The 16,758-nt window shown below is 52.5% G+C and carries 7 protein-coding genes; all 7 read right to left on the bottom strand.

Annotation, left to right across the window (positions count from 1 at the left end; genetic code table 11):
- Positions 1-2 precede the first annotated feature (2 nt).
- Positions 3-2,453, bottom strand: coding sequence for a family 43 glycosylhydrolase (locus BN4609_RS15240; RefSeq protein WP_068857350.1), 2,451 nt, complete (start codon positions 2,451-2,453; stop codon positions 3-5).
- A 56-nt stretch (positions 2,454-2,509) separates the two neighbouring features.
- Positions 2,510-6,556, bottom strand: coding sequence for a hybrid sensor histidine kinase/response regulator transcription factor (locus tag BN4609_RS15245; RefSeq protein ID WP_068857351.1), 4,047 nt, complete (start codon positions 6,554-6,556; stop codon positions 2,510-2,512).
- Between the two features lie 111 nt (positions 6,557-6,667).
- A complete protein-coding gene (locus BN4609_RS15250) occupies positions 6,668-8,599 on the bottom strand; it encodes an exo-alpha-sialidase (RefSeq protein ID WP_068857352.1) in 1,932 nt (643 codons plus the stop codon).
- 32 nt (positions 8,600-8,631) lie between these two features.
- A complete protein-coding gene (locus BN4609_RS15255) occupies positions 8,632-9,615 on the bottom strand; it encodes a hypothetical protein (RefSeq protein ID WP_068857373.1) in 984 nt (327 codons plus the stop codon).
- Positions 9,616-9,662: 47 nt separating this feature from the next.
- A complete protein-coding gene (locus BN4609_RS15260) occupies positions 9,663-11,351 on the bottom strand; it encodes a RagB/SusD family nutrient uptake outer membrane protein (protein ID WP_068857353.1) in 1,689 nt (562 codons plus the stop codon).
- A gap of 18 nt (positions 11,352-11,369) precedes the next feature.
- Entirely contained in the window at positions 11,370-14,507 is a 3,138-nt protein-coding gene (locus BN4609_RS15265; RefSeq protein ID WP_068857354.1) for a SusC/RagA family TonB-linked outer membrane protein, read from the bottom strand.
- 170 nt (positions 14,508-14,677) lie between these two features.
- Positions 14,678-16,480: a hypothetical protein gene (locus BN4609_RS15270; RefSeq protein WP_068857355.1), complete on the bottom strand. Its 1,803-nt coding sequence runs from the start codon at positions 16,478-16,480 to the stop codon at positions 14,678-14,680.
- Positions 16,481-16,758: the final 278 nt, after the last annotated feature.

Consider the following 16,758-nt stretch of genomic DNA (forward strand, 5'->3'; position numbering starts at 1 on the left):
GATTATCGTGCTTCACTGACAACGTAGTAGAGCACATTGGCGGCACGCAGGTCTGCCGCGCCGTCGCTGTGTAGACCTGTGCGTGCAGGCACATTCTTTTTAAGGCTTACTGTGGCAAACTCGCGGTTGTCGGCGAATATGTGTATTGTCTTTCCCCTACGGTCGACTCGCAACTGGCATGTGGCAGCAAAGTCGCGGCAGGTCTTTATGCGGTATATGTTGCGGTTGTTGTCGTGAGGATTGCTGTTTATCATTCTCAGTGCGCGTGTGCGTACCATCGGGAACGTTATTTTCTGCCAGCCGGGATGTCCGGACCCGACTGTCTTATATTCAATCTTGCGCCACGTGTCGCCGTCGAGCCAGCTGAAGTCCATCAGCGAAGCCATGTCGTCGCGGAATTTTCTCTGTGCGTGCTCGTCAAGAGAGAGACTCCGCGCGTATGGGTCGTTGTCGGCGTCGAGCCTCGGAAGAAGTATCGAGCTGACGTAAGTGTCGCTGTCGAAGCGGTATTGCTTCTCGAAGCTGTCGGTGTATTTTATGTCAGGATAATGCACTGCGGTGTGTGACAGCGGTGTCTCGCTTGTGGTTGTCCTGCCTTTCACGCAGTGTTCGGTGATGAGAGAGCGTCGCGCGGCGTCTATTGTCACGCGCACATAGTTGTCGGCATCCTGCCATGCGGCATAAAGACCGTAGCGTCCGCGGTCGGGAGTGGCGTTGTCGAACTGCACGCTCAGTTCGTAGCTTGTCGCAGCATCGCCTTTCATCACGTCTGACCTGCCGAGTATCAGTCCGCCGTCGTCCGCCTTCAGTCCGTCCCATCCGCTGAAGTGACGGGCATACTCGTCATATCCTTCGTTGTAGGACAGATATTCCACGTTGCCCGATATGTCCGCGGCACGGTTGTCCTTGTCTATATGTTCGTGGTCGCACACAAGCACATTGTCTATCCATACGGTAAGCATGCCGTGGTTGCGCTCTATGCGCCACACGTGGGCGGCTTCCCTGCTCATCTGCGGAGGCAGGCTTACTGACTTCCCTCCGATGCTTACTGACTGTGCCGGACTGTGGGCGGCAAACGTCACTTCGAGCAGATAGGAGTCGCTTACGGTCACTCCGTCGAGGCTCTTCCCCGAATGGCGGGGCATTGCCGGAACCGGATGGAAGCCTTTGGAGGAGGGCGATGTGATGCCGTCCACATACAGTCTGCCGCCTGTGAAATGGATGCGGTCGATGTGCTGGTTGCGTTTCCATGCCTTGTTTGCCATGTATACGAGCCACCATTCCCACCCGTTCGGTCCGCGGACGATGCTGGGCTGACCGGGAGTGAGCATCAGGTCACCGGCGCGGTGGTCTGTCATGTCGTAGATAGCGAGTCCCACAAGCCGCGAGCTGTTGCCCTTGCGCCTTACAGTGATGACGTTCTCGCCTTTTCTGATGAGTCTGCGGTCTATGGGGATGAGGCGGTAGTCGGATTTAGAGTCGGGGTTGACTGTATGCCCGTTGAGCGCGACCTCGCATCCACCGCGTTGCGCAAGCTTCATGTAAGGATGTCCGTTCAGGTCACGGTCGATGCGGAACCTTATTGTGTCGGCATCGAGAGAGACGGGACGGAAAGTGTCCGCGCCATAAACAATAAGGTCTATATTGTCGTCATCGAGGGCTTCGGTGTCTGGTCCTACGACGGGCCACGGGTATTTGCCACCCGGTCCGAATGCCATCGGTGAGGCAGCCTCGCACACTCCGAGGCGGTAGTTGCCGTATTCGGGTGCGGTGTGGTTGGCGTTGTACATCATGTAATAGCGTCCCCGGTATTTGATGACGAACGGACCTTCTGCTACGCGATTGTCCATTGTCTCCCATGTTCCGGGCTGTGAGCTGAACTGCTGTACGGCGTCACCGGCAAAGGAGAAGTCGCTGTTCATGGGACGTGCCCATATCGTGTTGCCGTCGGTGAACTTCACCATATACAGATACAGCCGTCCGTCCTCGTCGCAGAACACCTGCGGATCGATGCGGTTCTCGAACCACTGATCCTTGCGCACCTCCTCGAACGGACCGCTTATGGAAGGCGACGTGGCGTGTGTGATGTGCACGATGTGGCGGTCGTCGCCCCAGTAATTGACGCTGAAAAGCAGATGGAAAAGCCCTCCGCTGTAAGTGATGTCGTCGGCATGCACCTGATTGTTGCGCGCTCCTGTGCCGCGTGTCCAGTCGTTGTCGAGATCGAACACGTGTATGCGTCTGTTCCATTCTGTGAGATTGTCGCTCACGAAGAAGTCGCCATATGTCGACACACCGCCGAGATAATATTTCCCGGCATATCTCATCACACCCGCGTCAGCGATGCCTTCGAGCACTGGATTGCTCAGGTTTTGTGCGCACAGACCCGTGAAGCAGAGTGACGCAAGCACGGATGCCGATGCTCTGGATAGTCTTGCATAAGTTGTTGTCATGTCAGGTAAACTTTTGTATTCATACAGTCATATAATAATATGTGTGCGGTCAGGGGTCATGAGTCTCCTTTGCGGTCAGGCATATTCCTTTCTGCGGCTACAAGCCATTCGGTGGGGCTTGTCCCGAAGTGCTTCTTGAATGTCTTTGAAAAATAATTGGGGTCGGAGAAGCCGCTACGGTAAGCCGTTTCGGAGACATTGTATCCGTCTCTCAACAGCCTGCACGCCATGTCGAGGCGTTTCTTTCTGATGTAGTCGCCTGTCGATATTCCCATGAGATTTTTCATTTTTATGTGAAGCAGCGACCGGCTTATGCCAAGTCCGGAGGTGATGTCGCCGACTGAGAAATCGTTGTTGGAGATGTTTTCCTCCACTATTTTCTTCATCTTGGCTATGAACTCCTTGTCAAGCACACTCAGTGATGACGACTCTATGTCTGCACTGTCCGACTCTGCTATCTCGCTTCGCATGGCATTCTGCAGTGATATTATGTTCTTCACCTGCAGCTCGAGTATGATAGGGTCGAACGGTTTCTGGACATACGCCTCGGCACCGCTCTCATATCCGTTCATTATGTCGTCGCTTTGTCCTTTTGCCGTAAGCAGGATGACAGGAATATGAGATGTCGCCATGTCGCCTTTGAGAGTGCGGCACAGTTGGATGCCGTCCATAACGGGCATCATGATGTCTGATATGACAAGCTGTACCGATTCGTTTCGCGCTATCTCCAATGCCTCGGCTCCGTTAGCGGCAGTAAAGATATTATATTTTTTCGAGAAATAGTCCTGTAGGAACGATATTAACTCCTTGTTGTCATCAACCAGAAGCACAGACATCTTATGCGCGTCGGCGGTGTTGTCCTTACGAATGTCCGCATCCTCGCCTGTCTCTCTGACGGCAGACAGCTTGTATTGTGACAGAGGTACTATCACCTTGTCCTCACTTATAAGACATCCGGCATCGAAATTGTTCCCCTCAACATTCAGCTCCACCGTGAACGTGGAGCCTTTACCAGGCTCGCTCTCCACGCGCACGCTGCCTTTGTGTATCTCAGCCATGCGTTTTATCAGGGCAAGACCTACGCCCCATCCGCTGCTGTTCATGTTGTAGCCGCGCTTGGTCTGGTAATATTTGTTGAAGATGTTGCTGAGTTCCTCCTTTGCTATGCCTATTCCGTTGTCGGCTACAATTATCCTGAGATATCTGTTTGTATCGTTTTCCTTGTTCACGATAAGTGATTTCACTGATATCCTGCCTCCCTGCGGAGTGAACTTCATTGCGTTTGAAAGCAGGTTGCTTATGATTCTTTCAACGTAGGAAGGCGAGAACCACACATCCTCACCGTTGTCCTCACAGTCGCTGGTGATTGTTTTCTTCATGTCTTCGGCTATGTGGCAGTATGGCGCCACAAGGTTTTCGATGAACATGAGAGGGTTGCCGCGCTGCATGAAGAACGGGAAGTTGTTTGTCTCAATCTGATTGAAGGTAACCAGTTCGCCTATGAGTGTCTCCAGCTTTCCGGCATTCTTTATTGCCAGATCGAGGTTCTTGCCAGACTCCTCGCTCAGTTCTTTACGCGGAATGCTTTTCAGCGGAGCGACAATAAGAGACAGCGGCGTGCGCAGTTCGTGCGACACTGTGGTGAAGAAGTCAAACTTGGCGCGGTCAATCTCTTCTATTTTCTTCTTCTCCATATTAGCCTTCTTGACCTCGTTTTTTTCCTTGAGCCTCATTGAAAAGACAATCCATCCGGTGAATATGACTACAAACGACAGTATGGTATAAATCATATAAGCCCATCCCGAACGCCAGAACGGAGGCTTCACAATAATCTCTATAGTCTTCTCAGGGTTGCGTTCCCATCCCTGATTGGAGTTGTTGGCACGTATGTGAAGTACGTATTTGCCGGGAGGAAGGTTGTAGCCGGAGAACTTCCTGCCCGAGCCCACGTCCTGCCAGTCCTTGTCTATGCCTTCGAGATACAGCTGGTATTCTATCGAATTGGTGTTTCCCGGCATTATCACTCCATACTCAATGCTGAAATTACGTGCCTGTTCGTAGGACAGTTTTATTGTTTCTGTCTTGTCCAGCAGTCCGGTGAGCGGAGTGTCTTTGGTCGAGGCGTTCATTTCGACATTGTTTATTGTCAGTGACTTCAGATGCACTGTGAACGGTTTTATGCCCGTCCTGATGCTTTCCGGATTGAAGCTTACGAGTCCGTCGACAGTGCCGAACATCAGAGTTCCGTCCGTTGTGATCAGTGAAGACGAGAAGTTGAACTGGTTGGTCGACAGTCCGTTCTCTGTCGTAAACTTCACTGTGCTGTTGTTCTTGGGCGTATACCGGAAGAGTCCGAGGCTCGTGCTTATCCATATATTGCCCTTTTTGTCGGCGATGATGCTGCATACTGTGCAGCTTGGAGAGAATATATTGTTGCTGAATGATTTTATCTTTCCGCTTCCGGTGTCCATATATTGCAGTCCGTAATTGTTCGTTCCAATCCACAGACGTCCGTCTCTTCCATGGAAAAGACACGTCACATAGTTGTCTTTCAGCCCCGAATTCTTATCCTCTTTTGTCCATGCGGACACATTCCCGTTGTCTGTGTTGATTCTGTAAAGTCCGTTGTGCGCGGTGCCAGCCCATATGTTGTCCTTGTCATCGGTGGTCATTGTGTATATGAATACTTTCCCGAGGACATTGTGTCCGAACCGTTTGAAGCAGTCGGAAGCCTCGTCATAATAACGCAGTCCCAATGTGGTGGCGAGCCATAGCCTGCCGTCGCGTTGTCTGGTGATTGAGAAAACGGAACTTGCGTAAGAGCCTTTGTCGCATTCGTATTTCTTCCATTTGCCTGTCTTAATGTTGTAGCGGAACAGTCCGTTACGGAATGTGCCTATCCACATGTCCTTCTTCCGGCTGTCGTATAACAGGCTGTGGATGTTTGTGCCAAGCCCCGGAATCCTGTCAAACAGCCGGAATGTGCCGGTGATGGAGTCGTATATGTTTATTCCGTTGTCCTCAGTCGCTATCCAGTAGACACCTTTCTCTGTCTCGGTCATTGTCCTCGGCACCTTCCCTTTAATGTTCTGCGGACTATATCCCGGTTCAAAGCAGGTGAATGTAGCGTTGTTGTTGAACAGCACGTCCACGCCTCCGAAATAGGAACCTATCCATATGTTGTTGTTAATATCGTTGATTATGGCGTATATGGCGTTGTCGCTCAGAGAGTCGTGGGAGAACGGGTCGTGCCTTATTATCTCAATATGACCGTCCGGATGGATTATGGTCACGCCTTTTTCCGTACCGAGCCATACGCGCCCGGCTCTGTCTTCGTTTATGACCCTCACTGTTCCGTCAGACAATTCGGACGCAGGATAAATCTTCTGCGTGCCGTCTTTCGGATTGATATACATCACTCCTTTGCCGTTGCGTCCTATCCACAGCCTTCCTTTCGAGTCGAACAGCATTTGTATTATGTCGTCCCCGCCTGTCATGAACCCTGAGAAATATGACCGGTTTATGTGTGTTATCCTTGTCATGGCAGGGTTGTAATAGAATATGGATGTGCTTGTGGCTACATAAAGATTGTCTTTCCTGTCGGTGGCAAGCGACAGAATGTATCCTGACTCCAGTGCCGGATAGCTGGAGAAACGGTTTGTCCGTTCGTTGTATACGCTGAGCTGCTCCCCTCCGCATACTATCTTGCCTTTGCCGGTCTCTATGATTGACGACACAATGTGTCTCGGTTCGCTGTATGTCTCAAAGTCGTCTGTCGCCGGATGATATCTGCACAGTCCTTCCTGCGTGCATATCCAGATTCTCTTTTTGCTGTCTACGAACAGCTTGTATACGAAATTATGAAGAAGCGAACGCGGATTACCTTGTTCGTGGAAATAGGTTTTTATGCTGTATCCGTCGTATCGTGACAGTCCGTTCCGCGTTCCTATCCATATGTTCCCGTCTGCGTCTGTGGCGAGAGCCTGTATCTGTTGGTGGGGCAGACCGTCTTTGCTGCTTATGTGAAAGAAGTGCATGTTGCCCGCCATTGCATGACACGACGTCATGATATAGAACGACAGAATCAGCAGAACAGTTTTCATGAATATCCCTTGTTTTAAAGTTTACTTTTCCTTTTTATGACAATCAAGATACGGAAACGGACTTTATCCGCCTCCGTATCATGCAGAAACCATACACAAAATAAGAATCTCTCATAACATGATTTTACGGTTCAGCACATTTCCGTCTGCAAATGTAATGCTTATGACGGCAAATCCTTTGTGCGGAAGATTCATTCTTACGTTCCTGCCCGGACGTGATGATTCCAGGATAACGCGTCCGTCGGCAGAATATATTGTCATGCCGGCAATGTCCTTCCGGCTTTCCACAGAAAGAGTGTTGCCATTAATGTGCATGTAGCATTCCTTGTTCCCGTTTTCCACCGTTCCCCTTATGCCGTTTGTCTCGCTGTCACCGCTCAGTCTGAACTCCATGTATGTCCATGAGGCATTGCGTCTTACGTCCGGTATGCGCTCTGTCTGCATGGACGTCTCTCCCACGTCCTCAACCTCTATTGCGGCTGCCATGCGCTGTGAGACGGGAGCTTTGTCCTTGCCGATGACGCTCCATGGTATGGCAGCCTCCACTACATAGTAAGTGCCTGAAGACGTCACTTTCATGTTGACAGGCGACGAGTCGCACACTCTCCAGTTGCCTTCATCGCCCTGCCATGCCTGACATACGCTGTCGCGGCTGAACGAAAAGCAGTACACTCCCTTCTTGGGCGTTGTGGAAGAGACATCATCCGCGTCAATCATCAGGCGCACATTGTCGGTCTTCCGTCCTTTCTTTACAAAAGTGCGGTCGGATATCCGTGCGATGAAATAGAGCGAGTCGCGGTCGTGAGCGAAATCGGATATCACCCTTGTTCCGGTTTGTGTGCCAAGCATTATCTGCGATGAAGTGGGTCTGAGATAACCTTCGTCTCTCGACACTACACCGTCTATGCGCGGCTTCCCGTACGGAGCCAACAGCATTCTGACAGGATATCCTTTTATCATTTCTATTTTTCCGTTCACTCCGCCTACCGCTACGACAGTCCCGGTGTCTATTACCGCTACCGAGTTCCACATGACTTTATCAGACAGGGATGTGATGAACGGATTCGACATAGCCTTGAAGTTGCGGGCATTCTCGTCTCCTACAGCCGTGAACATAGTCAGACTGGAGCCGTGGTTGTATTCCGACTGCCATGACAGGACCGTCTCGCCCCATGGCAGCACTCTCAGATAAGGCGCGCCGCCTTTAGCCAAAGGACAGAACGCAAGGTCGAGTGTCTTTTCCCTGTTCTTGCTGTTCCCCGACACATAATAGCCGTTCCAGTTTGTTTCCAGACCACATCTCACTGTCGTGGGGAAGAATTCGTTGTATCCGGACCAGCCGTTGTCTTCTATCGCCACCACTATCGTCTTGTTGTCTTTGAGCAATACCGGTGACGGCATGCCGTCTCTGTAGCCAGCCCTGAACGAAACAACGCTTGCCTTGCCCCATGTCTTTCCACCGTCATACGAGCGGCACAAGGATATCTGCTGTTCGTTGCTGCCGGTGTAAGGACCCTCATCCGCGAAATACACTTGCAACTCTCCGGAGGGCAGCTCGAGCATTGACGGCTCCCAGCATCCGTCGTTGAATGTGTGCTTGGCGTCGTAGATGAATATCTCGTCGCTCCAAGTCATGCCGTTGTCGGTGCTGCGCTTGCATCTTATGCCGAACTTGCGGTCTGGCGTGTAAGGCTCCGCCGGGCGCGGGTTGTACGCCACGATGATAGTCCCGTCCCTAAGCTGTATGAGGTCTGGCACACTGTTGGGAGTGTTGTTGGTGTTTGTCACTATTTTCACCGGACTGCTCCACGTGTTGCCGAGATTGCTGCTGAACGCTATGTTTATGCCGTTCCCCTCGCAGACAGCCATCAGTCTTCCGTCCTGAAGCTGTATCATGCGTGAGTATCCGCCCGCGTTGAACACGGTCTTTCGTGTTGAAAGGTCCCAGAATATGCGTGAGCCGCTGTATGGAGTCACATCCTCCGCCCTCGCGGAGAATGTGACCGATAAGAGGAATAAAGCAATAAATATTGTCTTGAGCATTATGTTCACATTTATTTATATATAATGTAGAGTCATTTATATGTGATGTTGAATATGACATCAGACACGGCATTGATGTCCGGATTATCCGTCCGGGCTCTCCTAAGAGAATATTTCACGTCTGTCTTCGTCAGGTCTATGGCTGTCCCCGGTTTTATTTCGGTGTCCCCGGCGTAGAACCTTACGTCGTCATCCAGTCTGAATTCCGGTATCACATTACTTATATCAGTATTCTGCGGCAGGCTGAACGTGTAAGTCTGCAGGTTCTGATAGAATGCGTTGCGTGTGAGTGTAGCCTTCTCTCCGTTAATTGATATGGCTTTGAACTCCGGATATATGAGTGTGTAAAGCTTATAGTCGCGCTTGTCTCCGGAGTTTGCCGTAACGCGGATGTCATGCACCTTTGTCAGGTCATAATAGTTGTTGATGGCGTAAGGCTCGTTGTCGACATATATTCTGGATGAGTCCGACGCTATCTCGAACGTCAGTCTCTGCCGCGTGGCGTTCAGCGGTATCTCGCGGTTGTTGTAAAGCTGTTTTGCCGGAACCCTCATCACCCAGTTCACGTCGTCTATAAGCTCTGCGTAATATATGTTGGGAGTGATGCTCGACGACACCTTGTCTATTGTCGTCACATCGTCAGACACGGTCACCTCAAAGGTGGTTATGTCTGTCTTCATGTTGTCTCCCATATACGTGTCGTAGGTCGTCGCCACGCACACCACCTTGAATTTGCCCGGCACTGAGTACGAGTATGTGAAAAGACCCTTATTCATCACAAATCCGGTATTGCTCTCGTTTCTCAGGTCGTAGTCGTGTCCGTTGTCACCGGTGAATATCACCACCTGGTCAGCCACGCCGTTGAAGCGTATCTCCATCGACTGGTTGATTTCCAGTCTGTCGGCATTCACCGTAATGCTGGCTACCGGAGTGCGTGCCTCCTGATTCTCACCGCTGCATGCGGCAAGCATTACTGCCATCATTGCAAGTATTATAATGTTCGATAATTTCTTCATTTTGATTTTATGTTGGGTTTCCTTTATCATGTTCTGAAACGTCATTCTCAGTATCCGGGATTCTGCTCCACCACGCTGTTTGACACGTCAATCTCTGTCTGTGGTATAGGGAACAGTTCGTTCTTTCCCTTTACGAAAGACATGCCACGGCTGTTGGGTCTGTTCCGTCCGAACGCGTGCAGCACCTCCGCAGCCCGTCCCTGCCTTACTATGTCGAAGAATCTGTCCCATTCGTATGCGAGTTCCATTCTCCGTTCCTGCCATATCTGGTCTCTCAGCCATCCGTATCCTCCTGCCGCATACAGCTTGTTGCTGTTGTTGATGGTGTTCACCTGCGCCTTGCATCTGTTGAGTTGCGCCAACGCGTTCTCACGGTCGCCGCATTCGTTCAGTGCCTCCGCATACATGAGCACCACCTCCACAAACCTTATTATCCTGCGGTTCCTGCCGTTGTCACCGGCATATTGCGGCTTGTCTTTCTTCGGAGTGTACCATTTGAGAGACACGTAGCGTCCTTCACCTCCCTGCCATATGTCGCCGTCGGGAGTGTTTCCCTGATGGTGAATGAGGAAATCCTTGCGTATGTCGGTGCCGAACAGACTTGCGAGAATGCCTGATGTGGCATACATCTTCACCGTACCCACATCGAAGAACTCTATGCCCGCTCCTTCGTTGGTGTCGCCTCCGGTGCCGTCCGCGCTCTCCTTGAACACCGCCTCGAACACCGATCCGCGGCAGAACTCGCCGTCGCCATACCACTGGTACACATAAGCCCATTTGTCGCCGTTGTGCAGCTGTGCTCCGTAATAGTCGGTATATGACAGTGAATAGACGTTGTCCAGCGCGTCGAGCGGTGTCTCCGGAGTCTCATACGGGTCGCCCGGCGTGTTCAGTCTCTCAGGCTTGAACCACAGCCTCTCCCTCAGTTTCTCCCAGTCTTCCTTCCCGTCATACTTCAGCATCTCTCCGCAGGTCATCGGCTCTCCCTTTATGAAATAGTCGCCCATGCGTTTCATCTCTCTCCATTTCTCTGAAGGCACTCCCGGCTTTGCCTGATACATGAGCACCTTCATAAGCAGAGCTACAGCCGCACCTTTCGTTGCCTTGCCTGTCTCGCCCGCAGGATAGACCGTAGGAAGAATCATCGCCGCCTCGCGCAGGTCTTTCTCTATATACGCATAGCATTCCTCCAGCGTGTTGCGTGGTATCACAAGCTTCCTCACACTCTCGTCCTCTGGTCTGACAGGCACCCCTCCGAATGTCTTCACGAGATTGAAGTAATAGAACGCCCGCAGGAATTTAGCCTGTCCGAGAATCCATCTTATCCCCTGATATGCCGCATACTCGCTTGTGGATATGCGCACTTTGCCTATGTTGTGAATCACCTGATTGGCACGGTGTATGCCTTTATAGTTTACGTTCCAGCGTTGCAGAATCCATGAGTTCGACGTGTTGAAACGGAAGTTCACCAGTTGTCCCATGTGCGACGACAGTCCCTCGTCGGTTCCGAGAACGTTGTCGCCGCACGCTTCTCCGAACCTCCACTCCTGATCATTGTACGAGTCGCTCTGCAGTATGTCGTATGCAGCGTTGAGCGAAGTCTGCATTTTATATTGCGTGTCGTAATAGTTCTTGTCAGTGGCATGCCCGTCCACGTCCTTGTCAAGGAAGTCGCTGCAGCCGCATGCCGTCATTGCGGATATTGCCAGAAGTGTCTTGCAAAATATATTTCTCATAAGATGACCGTTTTAATATTATATTCCAAATTTAACACCGAATGTGAACGAGCGTGCCTGCGGATAGTTTCCGTGGTCCACTCCCATGCTAAGGTTGTTGCCTTCGGTGCCCACCACCTTTCCCACTTCAGGGTCGAAACCGTCATATCCGGTGAATGTCAGCAGGTTGTATGCGGTGAGCGACAGTGCGAGGTCAGACAGTCTCAGCCTGCTGGTGATGCTCTTCGGGAAGGTGTAGGTGAGCCGCAGCTCCTTCAGTCTAAGGTAAGAGCCGTCCTGAATGAAGAAGTCGCTTGCCCTGAAGTTGCGCGCGTTGTCGTTGTTGCGCAGGTCAGGCACGCTGGCGTTCAGGTTGAGAGGGAAGAACTCACGTCCTGAGGCGAGCTGTCCCGACCAGTGTTTGCCGCGTATGTCCGCGTAAACGTTGCCGTTCGAAGCGTTGTACAGATAGTAGTCCATCACGTTGAATATCTTGTTGCCTGTCTGTCCCTGGAAGAAGATGTTCAGGTCGAAGTTCCTGTATCCCACCGACACCGGTATGCCGAAGATGAAGTCGGGCAGCGGCGAACCGAGATAAGTGCGGTCCTCAGCGGTTATTCGTCCGTCGTTGTTCAGGTCTTTGAAGCGGAAGTCTCCGGGCAGGGTGGACTGCTCCCAGTAGTTCTTTCCGGCGTCATACTGTGCGCTTGCCTTCACCTCTTCATATGTGTTGAATATCCCGTCAGTCACATATCCGTAGAAACTTCCTATCGGCTGTCCCACAGCGGTCTTCGTGACATAGTCCACGATGCTGCTTTCGCTCAGATAAGAGCCGTATATCGGTTCGTTGCCGGTGCCGAGACTCACCACCTTGTTCTTTATCCACGACAGGTTGAATCCCACTTCGTAGCGCCAGTCCTTGCCTATGTTGTCGCGCCATTTCACGTCATACTCCCATCCGTAGTTGCGCACTGCTCCGGCGTTTGTCATCGGTGCGGTGTCCAGTCCTGCCGAGCTGACGGTGGGCACTCGCAGAAGCATGTCGCTCGTCTTGCGGTTGAAGTATTCTATAGTGAGCGTCAGCCGGTTGTCGAACAGTCCGAGGTCGGCTGCGATATTGAAGCTCTCGCTCCTCTCCCATTTTATGCCGTCATTGCCGAGCGCGGTCGCTGTGGCTCCGTTCTGCAGCGTGTGGTGCCCCAGTCCGTAGGGATAGTTATATCCGAATGTCAGATAAGTGTAGCGTGAGAGCACGTCTATGCGGTTGTTTCCGAGTATGCCGTAGCCCACGCGCAGTTTTCCGAGCGACAGCCATTTCCTCAGTCCCTGCATGAATTTCTCGTTAGAGAACTTCCATCCCAGCGATACCGACGGGAATATACCCCAGCGGTTGCCCTTGGAGAACTTCGAAGAGCCGTCCGCGCGTATGTTCGCCTGTAGCAGATAGGTGTCGTTCAGACTGTAGTTTATGCGTCCTATCAGACCTATCGCGGTCCATTCGTTGGGCAGTCCGTAGGTCTTGTCGCCTGTGTACGCGCTTGAAAGGAAGTGGAAGTTGTACTCGTTGCTTGGCGTGCCTTTGCGTTGCGACTGCTGGTAGTCATACTTATAGCCCTCCGCTGTCTGTCCCGCCAGTATGGTGATGTTGTGGTGTCTGTCGTTCCACATGAACGTGAGCAGGTTGTTTATCTCCCACTTGTCCGTGCGCGTCTGGTTCTTGTATACGGTTGTGAGGTCTGTCATGCCGAAGTCCTCGTTCAGTTTTCCCACCTCGTAGAAGTTGTCGTCAGTCTGCGGTACCATGTAGTATGACGCCTTGAACTGATAGGTGAGATACTTGCATATGCTTGCGTCGAGACTCATGTTCATGTCCAGACGGTTGCGGTGCATCCGCTCATGGTTGCGCGCGAGCACTGCCACAGGATGTGATGACGACCAGTAGCCTTTCGAGTTATACATGTATGTCATCGGCGACTGGTAGAGAGCCTGCTTCAGAATGCTCGACGAGCCTTCCGGAACACCAGCCTGTTTCTCGTATGTGTACGCCATGTTGGCGTTCAGGGTGAGCCATCTTGCCAGCCGTGTCTTTACGTTGAGGCGTGCGTTGAAGCGTCTGAACTCCGACGTCTCCACTATTCCCTTCTCGTTGTAATAGCCCGCGCTTGCCATATACTGTGTCTTCTCCGAGCCTCCCGACACCGACACGCCGTGCGACTGCTTGAATCCTGTGCGTGTGATGGCGTCCCACCAGCTCTTCGGCGAGTTGGTCATTATGGTGTCGAGGAGGTAGGCTTTGTGCTCGTCGTAGTAATAGCCGCCGTCCGCGTCAGCCGACATGTACAGTCTGCCGTCGGTGGAATACACCTTCTGGTCGTTGATGTAGTCGAGCATCAGGGCATAGTCCTCCGTGCCCATCACGTCAATCTTCTTCCACGGTGATGATATTCCCGCATATCCGTCGTAGGTTATTTTCGTCTTGCCGCTCTTGCCTCCCTTAGTCGTTATAGCCACTACGCCGTTGGCGGCACGCGATCCGTACACCGCGCTTGAGGCTGCGTCCTTGAATATCTCTACGTTCTCTATGTCGTTGGGGTTGATATAGTCGATGTTGTCAACAATGAATCCGTCTACCACATACAGCGGGTCGGCGTCGTTCACCGTTCCTGTTCCGCGTATCTTTATAGTGGTGTTGCTTCCCGGCGCGCCGGTGTTCTGTATGATGTTCACGCCCGCCGCTCTGCCCTGAAGAGCCTGCAAGGTGGAAGACACAGGCTGGCTGCTGATGTCCTTTCCCTGTATTGACGATATCGATCCGGTCACATCGCTCTTGCGCTGCACGCCGTATCCTATGACGACAAGCTCGTCGAGCATCTTCGAGTCAGCCTCCATGCTTATGTCTATTCTGGCGCGGCGGTTCACCGGTATCTCCCGCATGACGAATCCCATGCATGTGAACTGCAGTGTGGCGTCAGCCGGAACGCTTATGGTGTAGTTGCCGTTGATGTCGGTTATGGCACCGTTGCCCGCGCCCTTCTCCTTCACGGTGACGCCTGTCAAGGCTCTTTGTTCTGTCTCGGTGACAGTTCCCGTCACCTTTATCTTCTGTGCGTATGCCGTCATGGCGAACAGTGCCGCCACAAGAAGCATCGTAAGTCTTGTGATTATGTGTTTGTGCATATGAATATGATTTAGGTTCCCGCCCTGTGATACATGAGTCAGAAACGGGCGGACCGCCGGATTCTGCCGCCGCGACAGGCTTGAAGCCGTGCCATGCCCGGTTTCCGGCGGTCTGCCTTAGCAGGAGACACGCCTGACGGCAGGCGTCAGGCATGTCCGTCCTTGACTTGTTAACGTACTATGACTTTCTTCTTTCCTACAATGTATACGCCCTTTGCCAGACCTTCGGTGGCTTTCGCGGCATCCGCCTTGGCACGCAGCAGCACACCGTCGAGCGTGTATACGTCCACAGTGGAGCCGTCCTCAGCCTCTATGTCCTTTATGGCGTCCGTTCCGGCTGCAATCTCCGCCGGTGTGCGGTATTCCGGCTCGAGATATCCCATGTCGCTCTTGCCGTCCCATCCCGGTTTGGTGTATTTGTAGACATACACCTTCTTGGTGGCGTCTGACGCGAAGCATATCGTCCCTCCGAGGTTGCGCAGCGAGTGCACGAAGTCGCCTGTAGGCACGATGTGGGTGCATACCACCGGCACCTCGTCCTTGCCGTCGAGGCGGTAAAGCCCTGTGCCGAACCCTGCGGCTACGTCGTTAGACTCGTTCCACCAGTACATAGAGCCTCCGGCGACGGTCTGCTCCTTCACCCAGTCGCACTTCGTGCCCGGACAGAAGTCATACTGCAACACAACCTTCTCGCCGTCGAAGTAGTGCAGCTCGCCTCCGGTCTGTCCGAGGGCGGCGTCGAATCCTTCAGAGGCGCAGAACATGTAGACACCGTCGAATATGCATCCCGGGTCTGAATAGGAGTTGTTGTCGCGTGACGGCTCGCGTGTGAAGATGTCGTATACGTGGTAGTCGCCTTTCTGCATGTTGGTGCCTCCGAACTCATATCCGGTCTCGGCGCTCCATGCGCGGAACCATATGCGGTCCTTGTATACCTCCCATCCCGTTCCGAACGTGCTTGAGCTGAAGCCTATGCCTCCGTCGTTCTTTCCGGCGTGGGCGTCGTATATCATGTAGGTATGCTCCGTTCCGCTCTCGCCCGGACCGTTGAGACCCTCGGCGGCAAGTCCGTCCGATGTCCACGGTTCTGAGCCGTAGTCGGGTGTCCACGCCTGAAAGAACACGCGCTCGTTATTGTAGTTCTCCAGATTGTCGAGTCCGCTGTTGCGCGTGTAGCCCTCTTCATATCCGGGCTGACCCTCTCCGTAGCGTTCCCAATTGATGTCCATGACGCAGTATGTGCCCTCCGGCGTTCCGTCGGTCACCCACAGTTCCTCGCCCGTCGTGCCGTCCTTGTCGTCTGCCTTGAAGAACACGCGGCGTCCCACACGCACGTATGCCGTGTGCAGTGTGGTGTTGTCCTGTCCGGGCCAGCGCATGTCGCACTCGTAGAGGCGGTGTGTCCCCTCGGGCGTACCGTCGGTTATCCACAGCCACTGCTGCGCTCCTCGCACGAGATCGTATTCCGCGCTCTCGTCGTCGGTGGCTGCGAAGACAGCGTGTTTCTCGTCCATCTGTATGAAAGCCTTGGGGTCTCCGTCGCCGAGGATGTAGGTGTCGGCAAGCAGAATTGTTCCCTCCGCCGTACCGTCAGAGATGTATGTCTCCCGTCCGTACTCGTCGGTGTAAGCCGAGAAGAGCACTTTGTCGTTGAACCTTGATATGTAGCACGGCTCTGAGCTTATGGAGCCGGGTATGAGGTCGGCTACCATGTGCGTGCCCTCCTTTGTTCCGTCGGTCACCCACAGTTCCTCTCCGTGCTCGCTGTCGGTAGCCGCGAAGAATGCTTTGTATCCCTTCTCCGGCGAGCCAGCCACCACGAGGTTCTTCTGTTTGTCCCACTTGCGTTCAGGATTGATGTTGGCTGTGACTCCTTCAGGCAGCAGATCGATAAGCTCGCCCGAATCCTGCGCGTTGGCATTGCCTGCTAATGAAAGCATGACTGAGAGTAGTAAAACTTGTCCTTTTTTCATGAATGTCAGTTTTAGTTAGTAATATTTGTTGTTATATTCAGCCTTATGAGTTGTTAACCGTACACGGGCTGATGTTTTTTCGGTCTGGTGCGCCGCCACGTGCCGGTTGTGTCCGGTGTGAATCTGACGCCATAATGAGGAGCCGGATGTGCCGGTGTGGTTTTTCGCATGCCTTGTGCTGCGATGGCAAATTTATTTATGATACAAATAATTAAAAGGTAATAATGTTTTTATTATCTGTCTTTTTGTTTCGCATGGCTGTTTTCCGGTGAACAGGT

The sequence above is a fragment of the Leyella lascolaii genome, from assembly GCF_900079775.1.
In the GTDB taxonomy this organism is placed as follows: Bacteria; Bacteroidota; Bacteroidia; order Bacteroidales; family Bacteroidaceae; genus Prevotella; species Prevotella lascolaii.

Bases quoted from the DNA above. Each gene is read 5' to 3' on its own strand.
- BN4609_RS15240 (WP_068857350.1), bottom strand. From the start codon at position 2,453: ATGACAACAACTTATGCAAGACTATCCAGAGCATCGGCATCCGTGCTT.
- BN4609_RS15245 (WP_068857351.1), bottom strand. From the start codon at position 6,556: ATGAAAACTGTTCTGCTGATTCTGTCGTTCTATATCATGACGTCGTGT.
- BN4609_RS15250 (WP_068857352.1), bottom strand. From the start codon at position 8,599: ATGCTCAAGACAATATTTATTGCTTTATTCCTCTTATCGGTCACATTC.
- BN4609_RS15255 (WP_068857373.1), bottom strand. From the start codon at position 9,615: ATGAAGAAATTATCGAACATTATAATACTTGCAATGATGGCAGTAATG.
- BN4609_RS15260 (WP_068857353.1), bottom strand. From the start codon at position 11,351: ATGAGAAATATATTTTGCAAGACACTTCTGGCAATATCCGCAATGACG.
- BN4609_RS15265 (WP_068857354.1), bottom strand. From the start codon at position 14,507: ATGCACAAACACATAATCACAAGACTTACGATGCTTCTTGTGGCGGCA.
- BN4609_RS15270 (WP_068857355.1), bottom strand. From the start codon at position 16,480: ATGAAAAAAGGACAAGTTTTACTACTCTCAGTCATGCTTTCATTAGCA.